Origin of the sequence: Curtobacterium sp. MCBD17_021 (assembly GCF_003234525.1) — a bacterium.
Taxonomy (GTDB): Bacteria; Actinomycetota; Actinomycetes; order Actinomycetales; family Microbacteriaceae; genus Curtobacterium.
In genome coordinates this window covers 17,678-42,883 of record NZ_QKTS01000001.1, presented here as the reverse complement: position 1 = coordinate 42,883, position 25,206 = coordinate 17,678, and the positions used below count along the sequence as shown (strand labels likewise).

23 protein-coding genes, 1 tRNA gene and 1 pseudogene are annotated in these 25,206 nt (G+C 72.4%); 14 read left to right on the top strand and 11 right to left on the bottom strand.

Annotated elements, in window-relative coordinates; all coding sequences use genetic code 11:
- Positions 1-63 precede the first annotated feature (63 nt).
- The 3 genes from DEI83_RS00200 to DEI83_RS00190 are packed head-to-tail and all read left to right on the top strand — an operon-like array spanning position 64 to position 2,514.
- Entirely contained in the window at positions 64-885 is an 822-nt protein-coding gene (locus DEI83_RS00200; RefSeq protein WP_111079828.1) for an ABC transporter substrate-binding protein, read from the top strand.
- Positions 886-892: 7 nt separating this feature from the next.
- A complete protein-coding gene (locus DEI83_RS00195; protein ID WP_111079827.1) occupies positions 893-1,771 on the top strand; it encodes an amino acid ABC transporter permease in 879 nt (292 codons plus the stop codon).
- Positions 1,768-2,514 (top strand): amino acid ABC transporter ATP-binding protein, encoded by a 747-nt coding sequence (locus DEI83_RS00190; RefSeq protein ID WP_111079826.1) that lies wholly within the window; start codon positions 1,768-1,770, stop codon positions 2,512-2,514. The genes DEI83_RS00195 and DEI83_RS00190 overlap by 4 nt, the downstream gene beginning before the upstream one ends.
- Positions 2,515-2,559: 45 nt before the next feature.
- Here the strand turns inward: DEI83_RS00190 and DEI83_RS00185 are convergent, their stop codons facing one another.
- Complete coding sequence (locus tag DEI83_RS00185) at positions 2,560-3,537, bottom strand: NAD(P)H-quinone oxidoreductase (protein WP_111079825.1); 978 nt, start codon at positions 3,535-3,537, stop codon at positions 2,560-2,562.
- A 177-nt stretch (positions 3,538-3,714) separates the two neighbouring features.
- Here DEI83_RS00185 and DEI83_RS00180 point away from each other — a divergent pair, with 177 nt between their 5' ends.
- Complete coding sequence (locus tag DEI83_RS00180) at positions 3,715-4,218, top strand: hypothetical protein (protein WP_111079824.1); 504 nt, start codon at positions 3,715-3,717, stop codon at positions 4,216-4,218.
- 98 nt (positions 4,219-4,316) lie between these two features.
- Here the strand turns inward: DEI83_RS00180 and DEI83_RS00175 are convergent, their stop codons facing one another.
- The 3 genes from DEI83_RS00175 to DEI83_RS00165 form a co-directional block, all read right to left on the bottom strand.
- Positions 4,317-5,198: an aldo/keto reductase gene (locus tag DEI83_RS00175; RefSeq protein WP_111079823.1), complete on the bottom strand. Its 882-nt coding sequence runs from the start codon at positions 5,196-5,198 to the stop codon at positions 4,317-4,319.
- Positions 5,199-5,259: 61 nt separating this feature from the next.
- The gene (locus tag DEI83_RS00170; protein WP_111079822.1) at positions 5,260-5,754 is read right to left on the bottom strand and encodes a DUF6264 family protein; all 495 of its coding nucleotides are present in this window, start codon (positions 5,752-5,754) and stop codon (positions 5,260-5,262) included.
- Between the two features lie 10 nt (positions 5,755-5,764).
- Positions 5,765-6,637: a CoA ester lyase gene (locus DEI83_RS00165; protein ID WP_111079821.1), complete on the bottom strand. Its 873-nt coding sequence runs from the start codon at positions 6,635-6,637 to the stop codon at positions 5,765-5,767.
- 172 nt (positions 6,638-6,809) lie between these two features.
- Between DEI83_RS00165 and DEI83_RS00160 the strand changes: the two genes are divergently transcribed.
- Both DEI83_RS00160 and DEI83_RS00155 read left to right on the top strand, forming a co-directional pair.
- Complete coding sequence (locus tag DEI83_RS00160; protein ID WP_258370981.1) at positions 6,810-10,562, top strand: AAA family ATPase; 3,753 nt, start codon at positions 6,810-6,812, stop codon at positions 10,560-10,562.
- 383 nt (positions 10,563-10,945) lie between these two features.
- Entirely contained in the window at positions 10,946-11,533 is a 588-nt protein-coding gene (locus DEI83_RS00155) for a CDP-alcohol phosphatidyltransferase family protein (protein ID WP_111079819.1), read from the top strand.
- A 37-nt stretch (positions 11,534-11,570) separates the two neighbouring features.
- On the opposite strand, the gene mscL is transcribed toward DEI83_RS00155, so the two are convergent.
- From mscL to DEI83_RS00140, 4 genes and pseudogenes are all read right to left on the bottom strand, one after another.
- The gene (gene mscL / locus DEI83_RS00150) at positions 11,571-12,080 is read right to left on the bottom strand and encodes a large conductance mechanosensitive channel protein MscL (RefSeq protein WP_111079818.1); all 510 of its coding nucleotides are present in this window, start codon (positions 12,078-12,080) and stop codon (positions 11,571-11,573) included.
- A 50-nt stretch (positions 12,081-12,130) separates the two neighbouring features.
- Positions 12,131-12,439 carry a hypothetical protein gene (locus tag DEI83_RS00145; protein ID WP_309146579.1) on the bottom strand — a complete coding sequence of 103 codons (309 nt, stop codon included), beginning with the start codon at positions 12,437-12,439 and terminating at the stop codon, positions 12,131-12,133.
- Positions 12,439-12,531, bottom strand: a pseudogene (locus DEI83_RS16300) (FmdB family zinc ribbon protein); the annotation flags it as partial. The pseudogene DEI83_RS16300 and the gene DEI83_RS00145, both read right to left, overlap by 1 nt.
- A 1-nt stretch (position 12,532) precedes the next feature.
- Positions 12,533-13,117 carry a 5-formyltetrahydrofolate cyclo-ligase gene (locus tag DEI83_RS00140; protein WP_111080103.1) on the bottom strand — a complete coding sequence of 195 codons (585 nt, stop codon included), beginning with the start codon at positions 13,115-13,117 and terminating at the stop codon, positions 12,533-12,535.
- A gap of 103 nt (positions 13,118-13,220) precedes the next feature.
- Here DEI83_RS00140 and galU point away from each other — a divergent pair, with 103 nt between their 5' ends.
- The 6 genes from galU to DEI83_RS00110 all read left to right on the top strand — a co-directional run bounded on the left by galU (position 13,221) and on the right by DEI83_RS00110 (position 17,919).
- Complete coding sequence (gene galU / locus DEI83_RS00135; protein ID WP_111077980.1) at positions 13,221-14,111, top strand: UTP--glucose-1-phosphate uridylyltransferase GalU; 891 nt, start codon at positions 13,221-13,223, stop codon at positions 14,109-14,111.
- 89 nt (positions 14,112-14,200) lie between these two features.
- Positions 14,201-14,860, top strand: coding sequence for a GNAT family N-acetyltransferase (locus DEI83_RS00130; RefSeq protein ID WP_111079816.1), 660 nt, complete (start codon positions 14,201-14,203; stop codon positions 14,858-14,860).
- Between the two features lie 132 nt (positions 14,861-14,992).
- Positions 14,993-16,120 (top strand): hypothetical protein, encoded by a 1,128-nt coding sequence (locus DEI83_RS00125; RefSeq protein ID WP_111079815.1) that lies wholly within the window; start codon positions 14,993-14,995, stop codon positions 16,118-16,120.
- Between the two features lie 75 nt (positions 16,121-16,195).
- Positions 16,196-16,271: transfer RNA gene (locus DEI83_RS00120), tRNA-Ala, on the top strand.
- Positions 16,272-16,378: 107 nt separating this feature from the next.
- Positions 16,379-16,801 (top strand): VOC family protein, encoded by a 423-nt coding sequence (locus DEI83_RS00115; RefSeq protein ID WP_181431009.1) that lies wholly within the window; start codon positions 16,379-16,381, stop codon positions 16,799-16,801.
- Between the two features lie 65 nt (positions 16,802-16,866).
- Positions 16,867-17,919 carry an amidase domain-containing protein gene (locus tag DEI83_RS00110; RefSeq protein ID WP_111079813.1) on the top strand — a complete coding sequence of 351 codons (1,053 nt, stop codon included), beginning with the start codon at positions 16,867-16,869 and terminating at the stop codon, positions 17,917-17,919.
- Between the two features lie 43 nt (positions 17,920-17,962).
- Here the strand turns inward: DEI83_RS00110 and DEI83_RS00105 are convergent, their stop codons facing one another.
- A complete protein-coding gene (locus DEI83_RS00105; protein WP_181431008.1) occupies positions 17,963-19,219 on the bottom strand; it encodes a hypothetical protein in 1,257 nt (418 codons plus the stop codon).
- Positions 19,220-19,336: 117 nt separating this feature from the next.
- On the opposite strand from DEI83_RS00105, the gene DEI83_RS00100 reads away from it, so the two are divergent.
- Positions 19,337-20,188 (top strand): alpha/beta fold hydrolase, encoded by an 852-nt coding sequence (locus DEI83_RS00100; protein ID WP_111079812.1) that lies wholly within the window; start codon positions 19,337-19,339, stop codon positions 20,186-20,188.
- 105 nt (positions 20,189-20,293) lie between these two features.
- Here DEI83_RS00100 and DEI83_RS00095 read toward each other — a convergent pair whose 3' ends face one another.
- Both DEI83_RS00095 and DEI83_RS00090 read right to left on the bottom strand, forming a co-directional pair.
- A complete protein-coding gene (locus tag DEI83_RS00095) occupies positions 20,294-22,144 on the bottom strand; it encodes a glycoside hydrolase family 2 protein (RefSeq protein ID WP_111079811.1) in 1,851 nt (616 codons plus the stop codon).
- 58 nt (positions 22,145-22,202) lie between these two features.
- Positions 22,203-23,633, bottom strand: coding sequence for a CHAD domain-containing protein (locus tag DEI83_RS00090; protein ID WP_111079810.1), 1,431 nt, complete (start codon positions 23,631-23,633; stop codon positions 22,203-22,205).
- A 195-nt stretch (positions 23,634-23,828) separates the two neighbouring features.
- On the opposite strand from DEI83_RS00090, the gene DEI83_RS00085 reads away from it, so the two are divergent.
- Positions 23,829-25,148 carry a phosphotransferase gene (locus DEI83_RS00085; RefSeq protein ID WP_111079809.1) on the top strand — a complete coding sequence of 440 codons (1,320 nt, stop codon included), beginning with the start codon at positions 23,829-23,831 and terminating at the stop codon, positions 25,146-25,148.
- Positions 25,149-25,206 lie beyond the last annotated feature (58 nt).

Sequence of the window (25,206 nt, the reverse complement as noted above, 5' to 3'; positions counted from 1 at the left end):
CGCTGGTATCCCACGGCGAAGTACACTTCGAGCTGCCCTGTTCCCCCTGACGAAGGCCCGATCGTGACCCGTCCCCTCCGCCTGACCACCGCTCTCGCCGCGTCCCTCGTGGCCGTGACCGCACTCGCCGGCTGCTCGGCCGGCGGCGGGGGCAACGCGGAGGGCACCGTCACGGACGGGAAGCTCACCATCGCCACCGGACAGCCCGCGTACTCGCCCTGGGTCGAGGACGACGACCCCGAGTCCGGCAAGGGGTTCGAGGCAGCGGTCGCGTACGCCGTCGCCGAGGAGATGGGGTACGACGAGGACGACGTCGTCTGGAAGCGCAGCACGTTCGACAGCGCCATCGCCCCGGGTGCGAAGGACTGGGACCTCAACCTCCAGCAGTTCTCGATCGACGCCAAGCGCAAGAAGGCCGTCGACATGTCCACGCCCTACTACACGACCACCCAGGCGGTCGTGACGGCCGAGGGATCGCCCGCCGCCGACCACACCACGATCGCGGCGCTCGAGCAGGACACCATCGGGGTCGCCGCCGGCTCGACGAGCATCCAGAGCGTCAAGGACGTCCTCGGTGTCACCCCGCAGGTGTTCAACTCGAACGACGACGCCGTCCTGGCCCTGCAGTCCGGGCAGATCGACGCGATCGTCACCGACCTGCCGACCGCGTTCTTCATCGCTGCGTCCCAGGTCGACGACGGCACCGTGTCCGCCCAGTTCCCCGCCGACGGCGAGGGCGACCAGTTCGGCATCGTGCTGCCGAAGGACTCGGAGCTCACCAGCAAGGTGGACGACGCCCTCGAGACCCTCGAGGACGACGGCACCCTCCAGGACCTGCAGACGAAGTGGCTGTCGGCCGAGACGAACGCCCCGGTCCTGAAGTGACGCGGGCATGACCCTGCCCGCAGGCGCCGGCACCCCGGTGGTCGCACCGGCGGTGAGCCAGGTCGAGCGCGAACGGCAGCTGTACCGTCGGCAGCGCGGCCGTCGATCCGCCACGGTCTCCGTCGTCTCCACGCTCGTCGTCGTCGCACTCGTCTGGATCGGCGTCGTGAACACGCCCGGTTGGGCGGCCGTCCAGCAGTCGTTCTTCGACCCGCAGGTCGCCTGGGAGACCCTGCCCGACATCCTGCTCGGGCTCTGGTTGAACGTCCGGATCCTGTTCTTCGCCAGTGTCGGGGTCGCCGTGCTCGGCACCCTGCTCGCGGTCGTCCGCGGCCTGCGGAGCCCGGTGTTCTTCCCGCTGCGGATGCTCGCCACCGCGTACACCGACCTGTTCCGTGGCCTGCCGCTCATCATCGTGCTGTACCTGGTCGGCTTCGGCCTGCCCGGGCTCGGGGTGTTCCCGCGGCTGGCCCCGGAGTTCTGGGGCACGATCGCGATCGTGCTGACGTACTCGTCGTACGTCGCCGAGGTGCTCCGCGCCGGTATGGAGGCGGTCCACCCGTCGCAGCGCCTGGCCGCCCGGTCGCTCGGCCTGTCCCACGCGCAGACACTGCGGTCGGTCGTGCTGCCGCAGGCGATCCGCAAGGTCACACCGGCGCTGATGAACGACTTCGTGTCGATGCAGAAGGACGTCGGGCTGGTCTCGATCCTCGGTGCCGTCGACGCGGTCCGCAGCGCGCAGATCGCGCAGGCGGAGCAGACGAACTTCACGCCCTACCTGGTGGCCGGGCTCCTGTTCGTCGTCATCAGTCTGCCGCTCATCCGGATCACCGATGCGATCGCGCGGAAGCAGCAGCAGCGTGAACAGATCGGAGGCGCGGTGTGACCGGGTCGACCGCCCCCGTCCTCGAGCTGCGCGGCCTGCGGAAGACCTTCGGGGACCGGCCGGTCCTCCGTGGGATCGACCTGACCGTGCACCGCCACGAGGTCATCTGCGTCATCGGCGCGTCCGGCTCGGGCAAGTCGACGCTCCTCAAGACCGTCAACCTGCTCGAGGGCATCGACGACGGGCAGGTCCTCCTCCAGGGCGAGGACGTGTCGGACCCGCGCGTCGACGTCGACGCCACCCGCGCACGCATCGGCGTCGTCTTCCAGCAGTTCAACCTGTTCCCGCACATGAGCGTCCTCGACAACGTGACCCTGGCCTCCCGGAAGGTGCACCGCGCCTCCCGGACGGATGCCGAGGCGACCGCTCGTCGCCTGCTCGACCGGATCGGCCTCGGCGACTTCGCCGGTGCGTTCCCGGACCGGTTGTCGGGCGGACAGCAGCAGCGCGTCGCGATCGTCCGGGCCATCGCGTCCGACCCGGAACTGCTCCTGCTCGACGAGGTGACGAGTGCACTCGACCCGCAGCTCGTCGGCGAGGTCCTCGACCTCGTCACCGAGCTCAAGGAGCAGGGCTCCACGATCCTCATGACGACGCACGAGATGCGCTTCGCGCGGAACGTCGCCGACCGGATCGTGTTCCTGCACGAGGGCGAGGTCGTCGAGCAGGGCGCTCCCGCAGCGCTCCTCGACGACCCGCAGCACCCGGCGCTCCGCGCGTTCCTGGCGCGGGTGCACGCGTAGCGCGCGGGCCGGACACGACCGGCGGTGGCGCGGCCGCCGCCAGCGCTACAGGGCGAGCAGCAGCTTGCCGACGACGTCCCCCGACGCCAGGCGCCGGTGGGCCTCGGCCGCGTCGGCGAGGGGGAACACGGCGTCCACGACCGGACGCACACGCCCGTCCTCCACGAACGGCCACACCTCCCGCCGCACGGCTGCGACGATCTCGGCCTTCTCGGACGCCGGCCGTGCCCGGAGCGTCGTCCCGCTGACCGAGGCGCGCTTCCGCATGAGCTGCCCGATCGGCAGGGTCGCGTCCGGCCCGGACCCGGCGGCGATGATCGCGAGGTGTCCGTTCGGTGCGAGGACCTCGAGGTTCCGGTGCAGGTACGACGGGCCGACCACGTCGAGGACCACGTCCACACCGACACCGTCCGTGAAGGCCAGGGCACGCTCGACGAAGTCCTCCTCGCGGTGGTCGACGACCAGGTCCGCGCCGAGCTCGCGGGAGGCAGCGACCTTCCGCGCGCCGCCGCTCGTCGCGACCACCCGGGCGCCGAGGGCCTTCGCCCAGAGCACCGCGTGCGACCCCATCCCGCCGGTGCCACCGTGCACGAGGAGCGTCTGCCCCGGCCGGAGTCCGGCGAGCATCCCGACGTTCGAGTAGACCGTGCACGCGGCTTCGGGGAGCCCGGCCGCGGCCACCAGGTCCAGGTCGTCCGGCACCGGCAGGAGCTGCGCGGCCGGCACCACCGCGAGGGACGCGTAGCCGCCACCGCTGAGCAGCGCACACACGCGGTCGCCGACGGACCACCCGGTCACCCCGGCACCGAGCGAGCGGACCGTGCCGGAGACCTCGAGCCCGAGGACGTCGGACGCGCCCGGCGGCGGCGGGTAGTTCCCCTGCCGTTGCTGCAGGTCCGCGTTGTTGACGCCGGCGGCCGCGACCTCGATGAGGACCTCGCCGTCGCCCGGGACCGGGTCGGGGAGCTCGCCGAGGGACATGACGTCCACGTCGCCGGGCTGGGAGATGGTGATGGCACGCATGGCCTCGACCGTACGCGTCCGTCCGGCCGGCGAGCATCGGGGCCGAGCCGGCCGGGGCCCGACGCGTGGTCGAGGCCGTCCGTCACGCGGGACCGGACTCCCTGAGCGATCGATCAGTACTGTCGGGCCGGAACGGGTCACCGATCCGGGGACGCGTCACGAACCAGGGGGGATCCCATGTCCACGAAGCACGTCTCCGTCCTCGCGACCGCCGCACTCGCCGCGGTCCTGCTCGCCGGTTGCTCCTCGGGCGGCAGCACGACGGCCGAGGGAACCCAGGGCCAGGGCGCCACGAGCGGGTCCTCGAGCGCACCGACGAAGGCCGCGGAGGAGCAGTCGGGCTCGCAGTCCAAGGCCGACGCGTGTGCCGCGTTCGAGAGCAAGGTGCGCTCCGCTGCCGAGGGGCTGCAGTCCGAGGCCACGAAGCTGCAGTCCGACCCCGACGCCGCGGTCGCCAAGCTCAAGGAGCTCGACGCGGACATCGACGCCGGTGTCGACGCGGTCAGCAACACCGAGGTGAAAGGCAAGGCCGAGGCCTTCCAGAGCGCCTACGGCGACATGGTGACGCGGCTCGAGGCGATCACGAAGGACCCGCAGTCGGCTGACCTCGGCGCGTTCCAGGACTCGGCCAAGGCGGTCCAGACCGCCGGGACGGACTTCGACTCGACCTGCGCGTCCTGAGCGGCGCCGTCGACTGATGGACGCACCACGGGCCTCCCGTCATCCGGACGGGAGGCCCGTGGTGCGCGAGCCGGTCGGCTCGCCGCAGCGTGCGAGGCCTAGGCCGCCTGTTCGGGCCGCGAGGCGTCGAGACGCTCGACCTCCTCCGGACGGAGCTTCACCGTCGCGGCCGTCACCGAGTCGAGGATCGACTGCGGACGGGACGCTCCCGGGATCGGGATGACGACGTCGCTCTTCGCGAGTTCCCAGGCGAGCGCGATGACCTGCGGGGTGACGTCCCGCTCCTGGGCGAGGACGGCGAAGTCCTCGGCCGTGGTGCCGAGGTCGGCCGCGCCGGCGATGCCGCCGAGCGGGCTCCACGGCAGGAACGCGATGCCGAGCTCGTCACAGAGCTCGAGTTCCGGCTCGCTCGAGCGGAACACGGGGGAGAAGCGGTTCTGCACGGATGCGAGCCGACCCCCGAGGACCTCGTTCGCCTGCCGGATCTGGTCGACCGTCGCGTTCGAGATGCCGGCCATCCGGATGACGCCCTCGTCGAGCAGCTCGGCGAGCGCACCGACCGAGTCCGCGTACGGGACGGCCGGGTCCGGGCGGTGGAACTGGTAGAGGCCGATCGCCTCGACGCCCAGGCGCTTCGCGGACGCCTTCGCCGCCTCCTTGAGGTACGCCGGGTCGCCGTTCTGGGCCCACGCCCCGGGTTCCGGCCGCATGTGCCCGCCCTTGGTGGCGATGAGCAGCTCGGACGTGTCCCCGCCGTACTCGCGGACGGCGCGGGCGATGAGCTCCTCGTTGTGGCCGACCTCGTCGTGCGCGGCCAGGTGGTAGGCGTCCGCGGTGTCGATGAGGGTGACGCCGGCCTCGAGGGCGGCGTGGACGGTGGCGACGGAGCGCCGTTCGTCCGGTCGCCCCTCGATGGACATCGGCATGCCGCCGAGACCGATCGCACTGACGGACGTGTCTCCGATGACTCGTTGCTTCATCCGCCCAGCATGCGCCGCACCGGTCGGCGGACGTCCAGCCGCGGGCTCGGGGGCGGGGTGCTCATGGGACGGGGAGCTGTGCGGTGCCGAACCCACGCCCCGGGCCGACGCCCTGTTCGTCGAGCGCCTGCACGAAGAGCACCGTCCCCCAGGTGACGACGGCGACGGTCAGGACGAAGCCGATCCCGGCGATCCACCACGAGGTCCGTCGCCGGATCCAGGCGCCGATCGCGAACACGAGCGTGACGACCCCGATGACGAACGCTCCGCCGACCGCGATCGCCGCGCCTGCGATGGTCCCGCCGGGGGAACAGTCACCGGCGGCGCCGCAGGACGTCGTCGTGGTGGCGACGGCGATGACGCCCGTGACAGCGGCGATCGCGGTGAGGACGGCACCGGCCGCCAGGAGCAGGACGGTCGAGACCCGGTCGGCGATCTTCCCGGGCGGGAACAGCGACGACGCGCCCTGCTCCCAGGCGATGCGCTCGGCCTCGCTGTGCTGCTGGGACCCCGCGTGGTGCTGCGGTCCGGATCCGGGGACGTTCGACCAGGTCATGGCACCGTTCCTACCGGGGCTCGACGCCGAACGCCTGGGCGAGCCGCTGGATCTTCTGCGCCCGTCCGAGTCGCGGCAGGTCCGATCCGTCGCGGATGACCCGGCCACGGGCCTCGAAGTCGTCGAGGAAGTCCTGCGCCCAGGCGACGTCGGTCGGTGTCGGCGAGATGACCTCGTTGATGACGGGCAGCTGCTCGGTGTCGAGGCAGAGCTTGCCGGTCAGGCCGAGCGACACGGCGACCTGGGACTGCTCGCGGAGGATCGGGTGCGACGACCCGACCGTCGGTCCGTCGATCGGACCGGGCAGGTCACCGACGCGGGACGCCACCACCAGGCGCGACCGGGGGTACGCCATCGCGAGGGTGTCGGCGCTCGTGCCGGTGTCGCGGCGGTAGTCGCCGCTGCCGAACGCCAGGCGGAACGCTCCCTGCGCGCGGGCGATCGAGACCGACTCCTCGATGCCGACCGCCGACTCCACCAGCGCGATGACGGGGGTCTGCCCGCCGAGCCGGTGCCACGTGTCCGTCACCTGCGCCGGCGACTCGGTCTTCGCGAGCATCACGCCCTGCAGCCCGGGCAGCCCGCGGAGCTCCTCGACGTCGTCGGCCCAGAAGTCGGTCGTGACGTCGTTGATCCGCACCCAGGCCTCACCGCCGCCGGCCAGCCACGCGGCGACGGTGGCACGGGCGGAGGGCTTGGCTGCCGGGTCGACGGCGTCCTCGATGTCGAGGATCACCTGGTCGGCGCGGGAGCGGGTGGCCCGGTCGAAGCGTTCGGCGGCGGTGCCGGCGACGAGGAGCCACGAGCGCGAGATCTCGGCGGGGACCGTTCGACGCCGGGACGGCGCGGGAGTGGACGGAGTGGGACGGTCGTCGATGGCCATGCACCGTTGGTACCACACCCGAGGGTCCGGGCTCCGGCCGGGCGAGGGGGCGGTGTGCGGCCCGGCGGGACGAAAACCCGAAACAGGGGGCTCATTGCCAGAGTGCTGTGGCGCTTCCGCCTACAGTGGGCGGGTGTGGAGAGTGGACAGGGCGACCGACGATGAGGACGACGTGAACGACGACGCCCCCGTCGAGGGCAACGACCTGCCCGACGAGCAGTCCCCGCTGCGTCCCGAACTCCAGGTCACGAGCCCGCACGCGATCAGCCTGGGCGACCCCCGCCTGACCGCGGGCAACGCCGCCGAGCCCGCGTGGGACGCCTGGCGCGAGCAGCTCGCCGGTGTCGGTGGGACGAGTCCCCTCGTGCACTTCGCCGACCACCCCCGTGCGCGCATCGAACTCTCGACCACGCACCCCGGCGGCCTGGCCCAGTTCATCACCGGCAAGACGACGCTGCTCTCGAGCCTGATCCGCGACGAGGTCGCGCTGCGGGCAGCCCGCGTCGCCGCCGGGCACGTCGAGGCGAAGGGCACCGAGCTCGCCACGGTCCGCGGGATCGACGCCGTCAAGCTCGGCATCGGCATCGCGGACTGGCAGCACGGCGACGAGCACTTCCGTGGCCCGGTGCTGCTCCGACCGCTGGCGATCCGCCGTCACGGCCGCGACTTCGAGGTCCGACTGCTCGGCGAGCCCGTGCTCAACCCGGGTCTGTCCGACGCGCTCCGCGAGCAGTTCGGTGTCACCCTCGACGCCCAGTCGTTCGTCGCGCTCGCGCAGCAGGACGGCTCGTTCACGCCGAACCCGGTGATCGACCGGCTCCGCGGGCTGACCGCGCACATCCCCGGCTTCTCGGTGCACGCCCGGCTCGTCGTCTCGACGTTCGCCGAGGTCGCGACCGGGCTCGTCGAGGACACGAAGGACCTCGCCCACCCGGTGCTCGACGCCCTCGCCGGCAACCCGAGCGCGAAGTGGCAGGTCGAGCAGTCGTACCACCCGGTCGAGCAGACCCCGTCGGACGAGCGCAGCCCGGAGACGGACACCCTGCTGCTCGACGCCGACGACGAGCAGGAGAACGTGATCGCACAGATCACGGCCGGCAACTCCATCGTCGTGAAGACCCTGCCGGGCACCGGCGGCACGCAGACGATCGTCAACGCGCTCGGTGGCCTCGTCGCCGCGAACAAGCGCGTCCTCGTGGTCAGCCCCCGCCGCGCCACCCTGCGTGGCATCGCCGCCCGCTTCGGCGAGGTGCACCTGCCCGGTGTCGCCGTCACACCGGGCACGCTGCGCCGCGACGTCGTCCGGGCCATCGCCCGGAACGAGAAGGCCAGCCGTCCGAACCTGCGCGAGGTCGACGACGCCCTGGTCCGGCTCCGCAAGGTCCTCACCGACTACCGCGGTGCCCTGACCCGCACGGACCCCGACTTCGGGGTCAGCGTGCTCGACTGCCTGGTCGAGCTCTCCCGTCTGTCCCTGCTGCCGGTCGCCCCCTCCACCACGGCCCGGCTCTCGAAGCAGTCCGTCGTGTCGATGGTCACCGGCCGCGCCCGTGTCGCGGAGACCATGGTCAGCGCGGCGAACCTCGGCGAGTTCCGGTACGGCCCGGACGACTCGCCCTGGTACGGCGCGAAGTTCACCTCGAGCGACGGCGCCCAGCGCGCCCACAAGACCGCGCAGGAGCTCGACGGCGGAGCGCTGCCGGCCCTCCTGCAGCGTGCGCACGACCTCGTCGCGTCGACGCACATGCGACAGTTCACGACGATCAACGAGCTCGGCATCTACCTCCGCCTGCTCACCGAGATCCGTGACACCCTCGACCGCTTCCTGCCGATCGTGTTCGACCGTTCCGTGTCGGAGCTCGTGGCCGCGACCGCACCCCGGGGCGAGGGCGCGCCGATGTCGAGCACGAACCGCCGACGGCTCAAGAAGCTCGCACGGGAGTACGTCCGTCCGGGCGTGCACGTGTCCGACCTGCACGAGGCGCTCACGCGGGTCCAGCAGCAGCGCGTGCTCTGGCAGCGCTACGTGGCCGCCGGGGTGAACCCCGAGGTCCCCACCGGCATCGCCGACGTCCAGGTGCTGTTCTCGAACGTGGTCGAGGACCTGGCCCGTCTCGACGAGCCGCTCGGCCGGACCAGCCGCGAGCAGCAGCTCGCGAACCTGCCGATCGACCAGCTCGTGCCGACCATCGCGGAACTCGCCGCCGAGTCGGACGTCCTGCACAACCTGCAGGAGCGCACCGAACTCATGCAGACCCTCCGCGACCTGCAGCTCGAGCCGCTGCTCACCGACCTGGCGAACCGCCACGTGCCGGACGTGCAGGTGCCGGCCGAGCTCGAGCTCGCCTGGTGGCAGTCCGCGCTCGAGACCATGCTCGAGTCCGACCGGGCCCTGCTCGGCGCGAACACCGACATGCTCGACCGGGTCGAGGCCGACTTCCGACTCGTCGACGACGCGCACGCCGCCGGGGTCTCCCAGGGCCTGGCGTGGCAGCTCGCCGAGAACTGGAAGGTCGGGCTCGTCGACTGGCCGGAGGAGTCCTCCGCGCTGAAGACGCAGCTCAAGGAGGGTGCGATCACCTCGCGCCTGCTCCACGACTCCGCCCCGCACCTGTCCCGTGCCATCGCGCCGGTCTGGCTCGCCTCGCCCTACGAGGTCGCGCAGATCGCCGACACGATGCCGTTCGACACCGTGATCCTCGTCGACGCCGGTGCCGTGACGATCGCCGAGACGGTCGGGGCCGTCCGCCGTGCCCGGCAGACCGTCGTGTTCGGGGACCCGGTGACGCAGACGCCGTCGCCGTTCCGCATCGCCGTCGACCCGGACCACCGCGCGCTGCAGGTGGACGAGGAGACGCTCGACGCCCTGCACGCCGACTCCGCCCTCGCGAAGCTCTCCACCCTGCTGCCGACGCTGTCGCTCACCCGCTCGTACCGGGCCGGCGGCGAGGACCTGGCGGAGCTCGTCAACCGTCGCTTCTACGGCGGCCGCATCGAGTCGCTGCCGTGGGCCGGGTCGTTCCTCGGACACGGCTCCATCGCGCTCGACTACGTCAGCGAGGGCAAGGCCGTGCCGGACCCCGAGTCCGGAGCGGTCGAGAGCGTCGACGCCGAGGTGGACCGCGTCGTCCGGCACGTCATCGAGCACGCCCGCACCCGGCCGACCGAGTCGCTCATGGTCATCACGGCCTCGGCGAAGCACGCGGTCCGGGTCGAGCAGGCCGTGCTCGCCGCGGCGCAGGGGCACAAGGACCTCACCGAGTTCGTCATCGGTGACCGGCCCGAGCCGTTCATCGTCGCCACGCTGGAGCAGTCCGTGGCGCAGAGCCGCGACCGCGTCGTGTTCTCGATCGGCTACGGCCGCACCCCGCACGGCCGCGTCCTGCGTGACTTCGGTCCACTCGGCAAGCCCGGCGGGGAGCGGCTGCTCGCCGTCGCGATGACCCGGGCCCGTCGTTCGATGGTCATCGTCACGTGCTTCCAGCCGTCGGACATCGAGGCCGAGCGCATGGGTCACGGCACCGTCGCCCTCGCCGAGATCCTGGCCGAGGTCCGTGCCCGCACCACCGCCGAGTACGTGCCGGACGACTCCGACCCGCTGCTCGTCGACCTGGCCCGCCGACTCGAGATGCGCGGCATCCCGGTCGCGCTCGGCCACCGCGGCAAGCTCGGCCTGGTCGCCGCGCACGGCGGGGTCTGCGTCACGATCGAGACCGACGCGTCGCTGGTGAAGGGGTCGCTCCGCGAGTCCCTGCGGCTCCGTCCCGAGGTGCTCCGTCGTCTCGGGTGGCACTACGTCCGCGTGCACGCGTTCCAGCTGTTCTCCGACCCGGACCGGGTCGCGAACACGGTCGCGCAGGTGCTCGGTGTCGACCGCGGTGCCACGCAGGAGATCTCCATCCCCCCGGTTCCCGCACGCCGATGACGCCCCGGCCTTCCCGCCGGGCCTCGCGGCCTGCGGGGCCGGTCACGCCGACGACGGACCACCTCACCGGCGCCTGGACGCCCGAGGTGACCGCCCCGTCGACGGGGAACGCGCTGCCGTCCGCAGACGCGCCTCCCGGCCACGCGGGCGGGGGACAGCCCGGCAGCGCCGCTCCGTCGGTCCGACCCACCCGCTCGGGAGGGCCGGCCCGCTCCGGCAGGCGTGTCACCACCCAGCCCGCGCCGGGCAGCGACCCCGCCCCGGTGCCGGAGCCTCCGCGGCACGGGACCGGGGAGAACGACGCCCGGTTGCTGGGCGACCGGCCGCCGCACTGGGGCTGACCGGTACGCTGGCAGTCTGCGAACCCCGAACGGAAGCGTGTGATGACGGAGCCCTCCCGGCGGACCCGGCCCGACTGGCAGACGCTGCCGAACCTCATCACGCTGGTGCGCTTCGCCCTCATCCCGGTCTACGTCGGGCTGGTCGTCGCCGGGCACCCTGGATGGGCGCTCTCCTCCCTGGTGGTCCTCGGCGTGAGCGACTGGGCGGACGGGTTCCTCGCCCGCCGACTGCACCAGGAATCCGCGCTCGGCAAGGCGCTGGACCCGATCGCCGACCGGTTGGCGATCGTCGCGATCGTGCTGTCGCTCGTGCTCGTCGGGCTGCTGCCGTGGATCGTGGTCGTGGTCGTGGTGGCCGTCGACCTGGCGCTGCTGGCCCTCTCGAGCGCGTGGTTCCGCGGCAACCCGGACCTCCGCGTGACCTGGACGGGGAAGATCCGGTCCGCGCTGCTGTTCGTCGGCCTGCCGGTGCTGCTCTTCTCGTCGACGTCGGTGGCCGCCGACCACGACTGGGTCCGGAGTGTGGGTCTGGTGTTCGTCTGGCTCGGAACGGTCGGGCACGTCCTGGCCGGGCTGCAGTACGCGGCCGAGATGTCCCGCAAGCACCGCTTGCAGCGCGCCCCCGCCTAGGCTCGGCGCGGTCGCGTCCGCGGGACCTCGCCCGCGGCTAGAGCTTGGTGGTCCCGGCGATCCCCGTTCCCTCCGGCGCGTCCGACGGTGCGACGTGCGCGCCGCCGCCGCCGGCCCCGGGTCCGGAGTCTCCGCCCTGCTGTGCACGGAGCAGGTCGCGGATCTCGAGGAGCACCTCGACGTCCGTGGGCGGGACGTCGGCGGGCGGCTGTTCCGCGTTGTGCTTCGTCCGGTCGAAGGCGACCTTCTTGAGGTGGTTCACCGGCACGACGAGCGCGAAGTAGACGACCGCGGCCACGATCACGAAGTTGAGGACCGCGCCGATCACCTTGCCGAACAGCAGCTCGGTGTCCCCGCCGGACACGGTCGGGAACGACACGATCAGGGCCTTGTCGAGGCTGGAGGCGTTGAAGACCGCACCGATGAGCGGGTTGATCAACGCGGTCACGACCGCCGTCACGATGGCGGTGAACGCGGCGCCGATGACGACCGCCACTGCGAGGTCGATGACGTTCCCGCGGAGCAGGAACTCCCTGAAGCCCTTCACGCGAGCCCCCTTCTGTCGTGGACGGCCACCGCTCGGTGACCCGCTCCAACCTATCCAGGAGGCGCGGGGCAGGTCAGGACGCGGACGACCCCGACCCGGAGGAGCCGGACGACCCGGACGATCCCGAGGAGCCGGACGATCCCGAGGATCCGGAGGACGACCCGGACGATCCCGAGGAGCCGGAGGACGACCCCGATCCGGATGACGAGCCGGAGCCCGACGACGACGAGCCGGAGCCCGACGACGACGACCCGGAGCCGGACCCGGAGGGCGTCGCGCGCGAGTCCGTCCGGTAGAAGCCACCACCGTTGAAGGTCACGCCGACCGGCGAGAAGACCTTCCGCAGGACGCCGCCGCACACCGGGCACTCGGTGAGTGCGTCGTCGGAGAAGGCCTGCTTGATGTCGAACGCGTTGCCGCACTTGGTGCAGCGGTACGAGTAGGTGGGCACGTCAGCTCCGGAACGTGATGATGCGTGACGGCGTGATGATGCCGTCGACGGGTTCGTCGTGGGGTTCGCGCGGGACCTCGTCGAGGTACTCCGTGTCGAACACCACAGCATAGACGGGCGGCCGGTTCGCCATGGACCCGAGGGTCTTGTCGTAGTAGCCGCGTCCCCAACCCATCCGCACGCCGTCGTGGCCCACCGCCGCAGCGGGAGTGATGATCGCGTCGACGTCGTTGATCGCGAGGGGGGAGAGGACCTCGCCGACGACCTCGGGCATCCCGAACAGGCCCTCGCGTTCCGAGGCCCCGTCGCCGACCGCCCAGTCGAGCAGACCGTCGTCGCGGGTGATCGGGAGCAGGACCCGGATGCCCTGCTCGAACGCCCAGTTCAGGAACGGCCGCACGTCGGGTTCGTCCGGCGCGGACAGGTACACGGCGACGGAGGCGATCTGGCGTTCCTCGACGAACCGCTGCAGCGTGGCGGTCAGGGCGAGGGAGTCGGCGTCGCGTTCGGTCGAGGTCCGGCTGCGCCGTCGCTGCCGGAGGTCGGCTCGCAGGGCGCGCTTCTCGTTCCCGAGATCGGCGGTCATGGCGACGAGTGTAGCGAGCACGGGTGATGCGGCTTCCCGCTGATCTGCCTGTCCTCCTATCGGTTGACATGCCCAGGAAAAGGGTTTCGGATACGGTCGCTCCATGGGCTTCCAGATTTCGAAGGCCGTGATCCCCGCCGCAGGGCTGGGCACGCGCTTCCTCCCCGCGACCAAGGCGATGCCGAAGGAGATGCTCCCCGTCGTCGACAAACCGGCCATCCAGTACGTCGTGGAAGAGGCCGTGGACGCCGGCCTCACCGACGTCCTGATGATCACCGGGCGCAACAAGAACGCGCTCGAGAACCACTTCGACCACGTCTCGGAGCTCGAGGAGACCCTCAGGAAGAAGGGCGACCACGAGAAGCTGCAGAAGGTCAACCAGTCCACGGACCTGGCCGACATGCACTACGTGCGCCAGGGCGACCCGCTCGGCCTCGGTCACGCCGTGCTCCGCGCCAAGATGCACGTCGGCCGCGAGCCGTTCGCCGTCCTGCTCGGCGACGACATCATCGACGCCCGCGACCCGCTGCTCAAGCGCATGATCGAGGTCCAGGGCGAGAAGAACGCGACGATCGTCGCACTGCTCGAGGTCCCGGAGTCGCAGACCCACCTCTACGGCATCGCGACCGTCGAGGAGACCGACACCGACGACGTCGTGAAGATCACCGGCCTGGTCGAGAAGCCGGCGCAGGGCGAGGCCCCCTCGAACCTGGCCATCATCGGCCGCTACGTGATCCGCCCCGAGGTGTTCGACGTCCTCGAGAAGCAGGAGCCGGGCAAGGGCGGCGAGATCCAGCTCACCGACGCCCTCATGAAGATGGCGAGCGCCGAGGAATGGACAGGAGGCGTGTACGGCGTCGTCTTCCGTGGACGCCGTTACGACACCGGTGACAAACTCGACTACATCAAGGCGATCGTGCAGCTCGCCTCGGACCGCGAGGACCTCGGCCCGGACCTCAAGTCCTGGCTCAAGGAGTTCAACGCGGGCGAATGAGTCGACCCATCCCGCACGGGCCCGGTGACCCCGGCCCCGTGCGGGACACCCGTCCCGCCGAGTGCGGGACACCGGAGGAACCAGAAGCGATGACGACCATCCCGACCCTCACCCACGGGCGGGTCACCATCCGCCCCCTCCGGATCCGCGACTCCCGCGACCTCGACCTCGCCCTGGCGGGCAACCGCTCGTGGCTCCGCACCTGGGAGGCGACCAACCCCTCCGGTCTGGTGTCCTCGGACGTGCGGGGGAGCATCCGCGCGCTGCAGGCGAACGCCCGGGCCGGGTTGGGCCTCCCGTTCGCGATGGAGCTGGACGGTCGGTTCGTCGGGCAGTTGAACGTGTCCGGCATCACGTACGGCTCGCTCGCGAGCGCGTCGATCGGGTACTGGGTCGTGCAGGACGCTGCCGGGCACAACGTGACCCCGACCGCGGTCGCCCTCGCGACCGACCACTGCTTCCGGTCCGTCGGCATCCACCGTCTCGAGATCTGCATCCGACCGGAGAACGCGCCGAGCCTCCGCGTCGTCGAGAAGCTCGGGTTCCGGTACGAGGGCCTGCGCCGCCGCTACATCCACATCAACGGTGACTGGCGGGACCACTTCTGCTTCGGCCTGGTCGCCGAGGAGATCCGCGAGGGCGTCCTCGACCGCTGGGTGCGCGGTCAGGTGCCGCACGGTGCCGGCCGGGTGCCGCAGGACGCCTGGGACGAGGCGGCCGTGCCGCTGTCCACGTCGCCGCGCGGCTGACCACCGCCCGACACGTCAGCGCCGGCCGTCCGGCCCGGAGGCCCGCAGCACGCTCGGTGGATCCGTCACGACTCGCTCGACACGCTCCCGGCAATGGGCGTCCGGGCGGTGCGCTCCCCCTACCGTTGCCCCATGGGATTCGGGACCTGGGGCGGCGGCGTCGTGCTGCTCGTGGCGGCGGTGCTCTGGGTCGTCTACCTGATGCCCGCCTGGGCCGCTCGACGGCAGTACCTCGCGACGGAGCGGAACGCCATCCGGCTGCAGCAGACGCTCCGGATCCTGGCGCAGACCGCTGAGCTGCCGGACGAGGTGCGGATCGAGATGAACGCGAAGTCCCTCGCCGAGGCGCAGCGCGTCGCCCGTTCGGAAGAGGCGAAGCGCGCCGCGATCGTCCGCGCCCACGAGGCTGCGCGGCAGCGGGAGATCACCCGTCGTCTCGCCGCCCAGGCGCCCGTGCTCGAGCAGGCCTCGTCGGTGCCCGCGCTGACCGCGATGCGCATGCGGCGCTCCCGGCTCGGCGCGACGACGCTCGGCACGCTCGGGCTCGTGCTCGCCGTGGTCGTCCTCATCGTCGCGCCCGGTGCCTGGCTCCTCGCGGTGGCGGGCTTCGTCGCGGCCGGAGGGTCCGCCGCCGTGCTCGCCCAGCTGCACCAGGTCGCGACCGCTCGTCGCCGCCGGGCCGCCGCCGGCGCGCCGGAGCGGGCCAGGGCCTCCCGTCCGGGCAGCACCTGGACCGACCCCGCGCCGCCGCTGCCCACCGAGCGCCCGGAGCCCACCCCGGCGGACCGGACCTGGACACCGGGCCCGCTCCCGAAGCCGCTGTACGTGCAGACGCCGGCGCAGCCCGATCCGTCGCCGGAGTCGTCGGCGGAGCTCGCCGCCCGACTGCGCGAGCGGGTCGCGCAGGCGAAGGCCGAGGCGGACGCCGAGGCCGCTGCGATCCGCGCCGGCGAGTCCGACCCGTCGCTCGCGCGCGTGTCGCGGATGCGCTCGGACGTGGAGGAGGCCGCCGCGGCGCTGTCGTCGCACGACCAGGGACGCCTGGCCGAACGGCTCGGGCTCCGGGCCGCCGCCGATGCTCCTGCGGGACCGACCGCCGGTCGGTCGACCGGCGCCGCGGGTGCCGGGGACGCTGCCGCTCCTGCCGAGCCGGAGGCGCCCGCTGCGCCGAGCCGGTGGGCGGGGATGGGCGTGATCGGTGACGATGCCTACGGGCAGACGGACCTCGACGCGATCATGCGTCGTCGCCGCGCGGTCTGATCCACGCGGCACGCCCGGCCGCTGCGCCTCGATTTCGGGATCGCTGCGCCCCGGTGCTATCGTGGTCGAGCACTTGGGGCTATGGCGCAGTTGGTAGCGCGTCTCGTTCGCAATGAGAAGGTCAGGGGTTCGAATCCCCTTAGCTCCACCAAGCACGTGACGGCCCGGGTCCTCGGATCCGGGCCTTCTTCGTCCGCGTCACCCTTGCGGGGCTCCGGATCGGCTGGGACGATGAGCCGACGGACGAAGGAGCCCATCATGACCTCACGACTGAACCCCTACCTCGGCTTCCGGGACGACGCCCGACCGGCGCTCGAGTTCTACCAGTCGGTGTTCGGCGGGGACCTGCGCATCGGCACGTTCGCCGAGATGGGCGCCGAGGGCGACCCGGCCGACGCCGACAAGGTCATGCACGGGCAGCTCGACACGACCCGGGGCTACGTGCTCATGGCGTCGGACACCCCGGCGTCGATGGGGCGCTCCGAGACGAACAACATCTCGCTGTCGCTCTCCGGTGACGCCGACGACGCCGGGGACCTCCGCGGGTACTTCGCGGCCCTGGCCGAGGGCGGCCGGGTGCTCGAACCGCTGACGCAGGCGCCGTGGGGCGACGAGTTCGGCATGGTCACCGACCGCTTCGGGATCACCTGGCTCGTGAACGTCAGCGCTCCCACGGCCTGAGGCGCACTGCTCCCGGCGGTGCGGTCGGTCGTTCTCCGGGGGATCTCGCTTAGCCTGGACCGGTCATGACTGCTCCGATCACGCGCCGCACCCTCCTGTCCCTGGCCGGCATCACCGGCGTCGGCTTCGTCGCCGCCGCCTGCTCCTCGGACGGGCCGGCAGCGACCTCCCCGTCGACGGGCCGTGCGTCCGGCGCGGCGTCGTCCGGCGCGGGCAGCACCGCCTCGGCCGTGCAGCCGTCGGCCTCGGCGGTCGAACCCGCCGAACTGCCCCTCGCCGGCGGGGTCACCGTGACCGTCACCGGGGTCGGTCTGGCCGCCGTCAAGGGCGTCACCGTCGGTGGTGTCGCCGCGCGGGACGTCGTCGCCCGTGCCGAGCGGGTCACCTTCACCGCGCCGCACCAGGCGATGTACACGGCGGGCCCGGCTGACGTGGCCCTGTTCACGGAGCCGGTCGAACCCGTCGCCTCGGCGAACCAGACGTCCGACGGCAACGGCAGCCAGGCGAACGACGGCCAGGTCGGGGCGACGCAGGACGACACCGCCGCCACGCCGACCCCGGCCGCACCGACCGGCCCGGACGCGGACACCGCGGTGGCCACCACGACGATCGCCTACGCGGCGACGACCGCCGTCGACCGACAGCTCGAGTACGCGATGCGCCACTGGTCGGACTACAACACCGCCGAGTTCGGGACGATGAACCCGATCGGCGGGGACTGCGCGAACTACGTCAACCAGACCCTGCAGGCGCGCGGGTGGGAACAGCGCGACGACTGGTACAACCGTGCAGGCGGCGCGGAGCACTCCGCCACCTGGACGTACTGCCCGGCGATGGACCCCTGGCTCGACCAGAACGCGGCGACCTTCGGCCTCACCCGCCGGACCTCGGACGAGCGCGAGCACGTGAAGGTCGGCGACATCGTGATGTTCGACTGGAACGCGAACGGCTCGCCGGACCACACGACCATCGTGTCCGAGGTGTTCACGGAGACCGACGGCACGATCCGCATCAAGTCGGCGAGCCACAACCAGGACGGCCCCTACCGCGACCTCGACGAGATGATCACGGTGCAGCACCCGGGCGGGACCGCCTGGTTCCACACGTTCGACGCCTAGCAGCGGCGGGGCGGGCACCGCCGGCGCGAGCACCCGCCCGCGGTCAGGGGAACCCGAGGAACCAGAGCAGGACCACCGCGACCGCCTGCAGGCAGACGCCGACCACGAGCCACCCGGTGGCCCGTCTGCGCGTCCCGGTGAACGCATCGGACGCGAGCAACGGCGTGACCGGCATGAGCAGCCGGGGCAGGCTCTGCTGCGGCAGGAACACCGCCACCAGGTACGCGATGTAGGCGACGGCGAACCCGAGGACCTCGGGACCGAGCACACGGAGGTCGCGCCGACGGAGGAACCACGCCGTCGCGGCGAGGACGAGCACCACGAGCACGATGCCGGCCGGCCCCAACCAGCGTCCCGCCATGAGGAACCACGGGGTCAGCGGGGCGAAGTGCTGGCGCCCGACGAACCCGACCCACCAGGACAGCTCCGTGTCGAGGTACGCACCGGGGCGGCCGGTCACCGCCGTCGCCACCACCGGCCACGCCAGACCCGCCGCGGCCACCACGAGCCCGGCGGCGACGACCGCCACCCGCTCCCGCCACGGGAACGACTCCCGTCCCCGGGGTTCGGCGTCCACCGCTCGCCGTGCCGCCACCCACCGCACGACGAGGTGCACGGCGAGGGCGACGGCGAGCGCCAACACCCCCGGGCGGGTGAACGCCGCGAGAACCCCGAGGACGGCGACCAGCCAGTACCGCCGCCGGACGAGCGCGAGCAGGGCGCCGAACAGCAGGAGCAGGAACATGCTCTCGGCGTAGGCGACCTGCAGCAGGAAACCCGTCGCGCCGAAGGCGAAGAACGCCGTCGTCCACCGCGCCCGGCGCGCGTCGGCCACGGCGAGGACGAGACGGAACAACACCACGCAGGCGCCGGCGCCGCACACGCTCGCGACGACGAGGCCCGCGACCCAGAAGGACGCCCCCGTCGTCACCATCAGCCCACGCACGACGCCCGGGAACAGCGGCAGGAACGCCCACGGGTTCGGGACGACGTGCCCGTCCGGGTCGGTCGGCAGCACCCGTGGGTACCCGTCCTCGGCGATGGTCCGGTAGAAGGACGCGTCCCACGACCCCGAGAAGGTGGCGAACGAGGGGTCGCGCCGGTACGAGGCGAAGTGCCAGCCGTTCGTGGTCGCGAGCCAGTAGACGGAGCCGAGGAGCGCCGTGCTGACGATCCGCGAGGCCAGCCACAGCAGGAGGGGCGTGGTCCACCCGCTGTGCCGCGCCGCCAGGCCGTCCGTCAGCATCCGTCGGAGGCGGGTCGGTCGGGAGGCTCGGGTCGTCTCCGCCAGGTCCGTCACCCGGTCGATCCTGGCAGACGGCGCACTGTCCGATCACCGCACCGGGCCAGGCCGCGCTCAGTGGCCGGGCGTTGCATCACGTTCCGTTCCCTGGAAACGAACCACCACGGAGGAAACATGCCGTTCATCACCGTCGGAGCCGAGAACGGGCACGACATCGACCTGCACTACGACGACTTCGGGACGGGCGACCCGGTCGTCCTCATCCACGGATGGCCGTTGTCCGGCCGCTCGTGGGAGGGCCAGGTCCCGGCCCTCGTCGCCGCCGGCCACCGCGTCATCGCGTACGACCGTCGGGGCTTCGGCCAGTCCTCGCAGCCGTGGGACGGCTACGACTACGACACCTTCGCGGCCGATCTGGACACCCTGATCAACTCACTCGGGCTGACGAACGTGACGCTCATCGGGTTCTCGATGGGCGGCGGCGAGCTCGCCCGCTACGTCTCCACCTACGGCACCGGCAAGGTCGCCAAGCTCGTCTTCGCGAGCGCCGTGCCGCCGTACCTGTGGAAGTCGGACGACAACCCCGACGGCGGGGTCGACCAGGACCTGGCGGACTGGTTCGCGAACGGGATCACCGGAGACCGTCCCGCGTTCCTGCACGAGTTCGTCGACATGTTCTACACGGCGGGTGGGAAGGTCTCGCTGACCCACAAACCCCTCGTCAGTGACGACCAGCGCGCCTACGACCTGGCGATCGCCGAGCTCGCGTCCCCGAAGGGCACGCTCGACTGCACCGTCGCGTTCGCGACCACCGACTTCCGTGACGACCTGACCGGGATCGACGTCCCGACGCTCGTCATCCACGGAGACGCGGACGGCATCGTGCCGTTCGAGGTCTCGGGCAAGCGCACCGCCGAGGCGATCCCGAACGCCGAGCTGCACGTCATCGAGGGCGGGCCGCACGGTGTGCTCGCCTCGCACCGGGACGAGTGGAACGAGGCGGTGCTGCGCTTCCTCGCGAAGTAGGGCGGCGCGGTCCCGCCGGGGCCGGCACCGACCGACGGGAGGCCCGTGACCAGCTGGTCACGGGCCTGACGTCCGTCGAGGGCTGCGTCCGCCGCGCCCCGTCCGTCAGCCGCCGAGGACGGCGCGCCGGATCCGGTCGATCGGCTCCTTCGGCGTCCGGTCCGCGTTGAGCAGGCCGTTCGTCTCCTGCATCGTGTCGGTGAGCTGCGTCCAGCAGCTGCCCGCCAGGAAGGAGCTGGCCCGGACGGCGTCGTACAGGGCGGTGATCCTGGCGATCCAGTCGTCACCGTCGGCCGCGGTGGTGTACCCCCAGGCGTCGTCGCGCTGCACGCCGGGCTGGTGGTTGACGCCGCCGAACTCCGTGAGCATCACCGGTTGTCCGTGGTCCTGGGCGCCGCCGACCAGGATCGGACGATCGGCCGGACCGATCCCGTCGAGCAGTCGTCGACGCGCGGCGTCGTCCGCGTAGGTGCGGGCCAGCCGCTCACCGTCCCCCTCGTAGTCGTGCACCGAGATGATGTCCGAGTCCGGGTGCTCCCACCCGTCGTTCGAGATCACCGGGCGGGTGGGGTCGAGCGCCCGTGTCACGTCGGCGAGGGAACGGGCGTACGCCTGCTGAGCCGGGTCGCTGGCGATGTGCTGTACGCCCCAGCTCTCGTTCGCGGGGACCCAGGTGACGACCGACGGGTGCGAGGCGTCCCGCTCGACGGCGTCCATCCACTCGCGCATGAGTCGCTGCACGGCGGTGGGGGAGAACGCGTACGCGCCCGGTGCCTCACCCCAGACCATGAGGCCGAGACGGTCCGCCCAGTACAGGAACCGCGGGTCCTCGATCTTCTGGTGGTTCCGAGCAGCGTTGAAGCCGAGCTCCTTGATGAGCTCGACCTCGCGGCGGAGGGCCTGGCGGGTCGGCGCGGTCAGGTGCGACTCCGGCCAGTACCCCTGGTTGAGGACACTCCGCACGTCGATGCTGCGGTCGTTGAGCAGGAACCGGCCGCTTCCGATCGCGGTGGTGCGGATGCCGAAGTAGGAGCTGACGGCGTCGAGGGGTGCGCCGTCGGCGGCGACGAGGGTCACGACGGCGTCGACGAGGTGCGGTGCGTCCGGGCTCCACTGCAGCTCCTGCTCGGCCTGCCCGTTCGCCTGCCGGGCGATCGGCACGACGAGGTCGACCTCGTGCGCCGTCGGGGCGACGGTGACCTCGACGGTCGCCAGGTGCTCGTCGTGCTCCGTCCAGTGCGCCTCCACCCGCAGGCGCGTCCCGGCCGGATGGGTGCCCGTCAGCCGGACGGTGAGCCGCATCGTCTCGTGGTCGACGTTCGTCCACCGGAGGTGGCGGACGGACGTCGTCGGCACGGCCTCGAGCCAGACGGTCTGCCAGATGCCGGTGGTGCGGCGGTACCAGATGTCGTGCGGTTGCTCGTGCCAGTCCTGTTTGCCGCGGGGTTGGGTGAGGTCGTGCGGGTCGTCCTCGGCCCGGACCACGAGGGTGTGCGCGGCATCGGCGCCCGTGCCCGTGCCCGTGAGGGCGTCCGTGACGTCGAGGGTGAACGGGGTGTGGCCGCCCTCGTGCCCACCGATGAACTGCCCGTCGATCCAGACCCGGGCACGGTGGTCCACGGCGCCGAAGTGCAGGAGGAGGCGCGGGGTGTCCTCGTCGTGGCCGGCGGTCTCGAGGTCCGCCGCGGTGACGGTCCGCGAGTACCAGACCACCGGGTGGAAGCCGGGCTCGTCGATGCCGGATGCGACCGACTCCGGCGGGAAGGGGACGACGATGTCCCGGGGCTCGGGGAAGCCCGCACGCCACGACGGGTCGTCGCCGGTGTTCCGGAACGACCAGGTCCCGTCGAGGTCGGCCCACCGAGCCCGCATCATCTGGGGCCGCGGGTACTCGCCGTCCTGGCGGGTCGCGAGGGGCAGTCCGGGGGCGGCGTCGTTGCCGAGGTGTGCGTTCATGGGTCCATGCTGGTCGCGGTGTACATCGATGTAAAGGCGGACGCGGTCCGCTGGTCGGTCAGATCCGGGCCAGCAGCTCCCGCCCCCGTCGGACGCGACGGTCGGACCGCTGCTGGTCGACCGTCGCGAGGACGCCGGCGGTGAACCCGGACTCGTCGCGGAGTGCCTCGGCGGCGTGGGCTGCGTCGAGCCCGGCACCGAGGACCTCCTGCACGCGGCGCAGGCGTCCGAGGTGCTGGTGGCTCGCCGCGAACCCACCGGCGGCCTCGACGGCGTACCGGAGTCGTCGTGCCGCCTTCCGCGCCTCGTGCAGCGTCGCCAGGTCGTCCCGGCTCGCGGCGCGGTCTCGGGCTCGCCGGACCCGGCGTCGCTCGTGGTGCAGCCGACGTTCGACGAAGCCGCGGACGGGGTCATCTGCGCGCGGTCCCGGCGGTGCCGCTGCGATCAGCGCGTCGAGTGCGTCCAGCGCCGCGAACCACTCGGGCGATCGCAGCGCGTCCTGGAGGTCCGCGAGCCGAGCGCGGCGCTCGTCGAGGAACCGGTCACGGAGCGCCCCGAGGGCACCGTCCTCGACGAGACCCGTCGGCGCACGCTCCGCGGTCGGGGTCAGCCCGGCTGCGAGCACCTCGGCGTCCCGCACCCGCCCCGCAGCGCGACCGATCACCGACAGGCGCCGCCGGAGCGACTCCGTCGCCGCTCGGTCGAGCGCTCCGCGGTACGCCGCCAGGACGCTCCGGAGTCGCCGCAACACCTTGCGCAGGTCGTGCACGGCCTCGGGAGCGTCGGCACGTGCGTACGGGTCGGCCTCGACCACGTCGGCCCGGAGCCCGGCCAGGACGTCGACGACGAACCGCGCCGACGTCCCGGAGCGTGGCCGGTGCGGGCGGCCGGGTCGCCGGACCGGGGCCAGTCGCGGGACCGGTCCGGCCGGGTGGTCATCGGCCGGGGCGTCGGAGGCTGCGTCGTCGAGGGCCCGCTCCACCCCGCGGACGAGGGAGCCGGTGCTGCCGTCGTCGGTCAGCGCCCACCATCGCCCGGACCGCAGCACGGCCGAGTCCGGTGAACCCTCGTCGACGCGGACGTCCGCCACCTCGGCACGCCGTCGGCCGTCCTTGCCGTGCAGGACGAGGAGCGTGGTCACCGTGTCACGAACGCGGACGACGGCGAGCGGGCGGCCCCGGAGGAACACCTCGACCTGGTCCCGGAGCCCGTCCGCGCCGGCACCGGCACCGGCACCGTCGACGACCTGTGGGCCCGCCCCCCGGTCGATCGTCCACGTGCCGTCCTCGGCGCGGAGCACCTCGACGCCGGCCGCGGCGAGCACTCCGTCCTCGCTGTCCCAGACGGTCTCGCGGACGGACACGACGGGGACCCGCAGGACGTCGTCCGCGTACGGCTCGAGTGCCGGCAACCGACGAGCGTCGGGGATGCGCCAGGTGCGGCGCGGTGCCGGGAGGCCGTCGTGCCGGGGTTCGTCAGGAGCGTGCATGCGAGTCAGTGTCGTCCGCAGTGCCCGGCAGCGGTCCGACAGCCGCGACCTGTGGACAACAGACCCGGCGAGTGCCGCCTGTGCAGGAGCACGCGCGCCACCCGGACGGCGTCGACCGGGTCGCGGACCGCCGCGGACGGACAGTGCGACCCGAACCCCCGGACCGGTGCAGCCGCGACGGGTAGCGTCCCCGACATGACCGATGCCGTGCACGCCGACCCCCTCGAGACAGCCGTCGCCGGCTGGATGGCCGACCAACGCTGGTACGCGGCGAAGGGTGGGACCCCGAGCATCCGCGTCCTCGCCGAACGCAGCGACGACACCGCCGATGCCCGCATCCGCACCCTCTTCGTCCTCGACGACGCACCCACCGGGGCCGTCCTCTACCAGGTGCCGCTCACGCTCCGGCAGGCGCCCGAACCCGGACTCGCGCACGCCCTCGTGGCCGAGGTCGACGGGGTCCACGTCTACGACGCGCCGCACGACGTCGCCTACGCACGGTGGCTGCTCGCCCGCATCGAGGCCGACGGCGACCACATCGGGCCCGTCACGGACGCCCGCGTCCTCAGCGGCGAACAGTCGAACACCTCGATCATCTGCGGGACGGAGCAGAGCGGTCAGGTCATCACGAAGGTCTTCCGCGTGCTGCACGACGGCGACAACCCCGACGTCGTGACGCAGCGTGCCCTGTCGGCCGCCGGGTCCGACCGCGTGCCGCGGACGTTCGGCGCGCTCGCGGGGGAGTGGCCTGACGACGCGCAGCCCGGCGGCACCGCCCACGGTCACCTGGCCTTCGCCCAGGAGTTCCTGCCCGGGCTCGAGGACGCCTGGCGCGTCGCCCTGACCGCTGCCCGCGGTCGTGCGTCCTTCGCGAGCGCAGCGGACCGGCTCGGAGCAGCGCTCGCCGAGGTCCACACGGTGCTCGCGGACGCGATGCCGACGGCGACCGCCGGACCAGACCAGGTCGACGAGGCCGTCGCGACCATGCGCCGCCGCCTCGAGACCGCAGCGGCCGAGGTGCCGCAGGTCGCCGAGCACGCCGAGGCCGTCGCCCGTGTCTACGACCGCGCGGCGACGGTGCCGTGGCCGACCATGCAGCGCATCCACGGCGACCTGCACCTGGGACAGGTCCTGTCCGCACCCGAGCCACGAGGGTGGGTGTTCCTCGACTTCGAGGGCGAACCGCTCCGTCCGATGCCCGAGCGGTCCCGCCCCGACGTCGCGCTGCGGGACGTCGCCGGCATGCTGCGGTCCTTCGACTACGTGGCCGGCGCGCTCGCGCACGACGAGTCGCCGGTGGACACCGGCGACTGGGCGCACGAAGCCCGCAGCGCGTTCCTCGACGGGTACGAGCGGGGCAGCGGCTCCGACCTGCGCGCGCACCGCGCGCTGCTCGACGCGTTCGAGCTCGACAAGGCCGTGTACGAGGTCGTGTACGAGGCACGCAACCGCCCCACCTGGGTCGGGATCCCGGTCGCGGCGGTCGACCGCCTGGTCGCGCGCTCGGCCGGCTGACCCGGCCCGGACGACGGACGGGAGGCCCGTGGCGACACCGCCACGGGCCTCCCGTCCG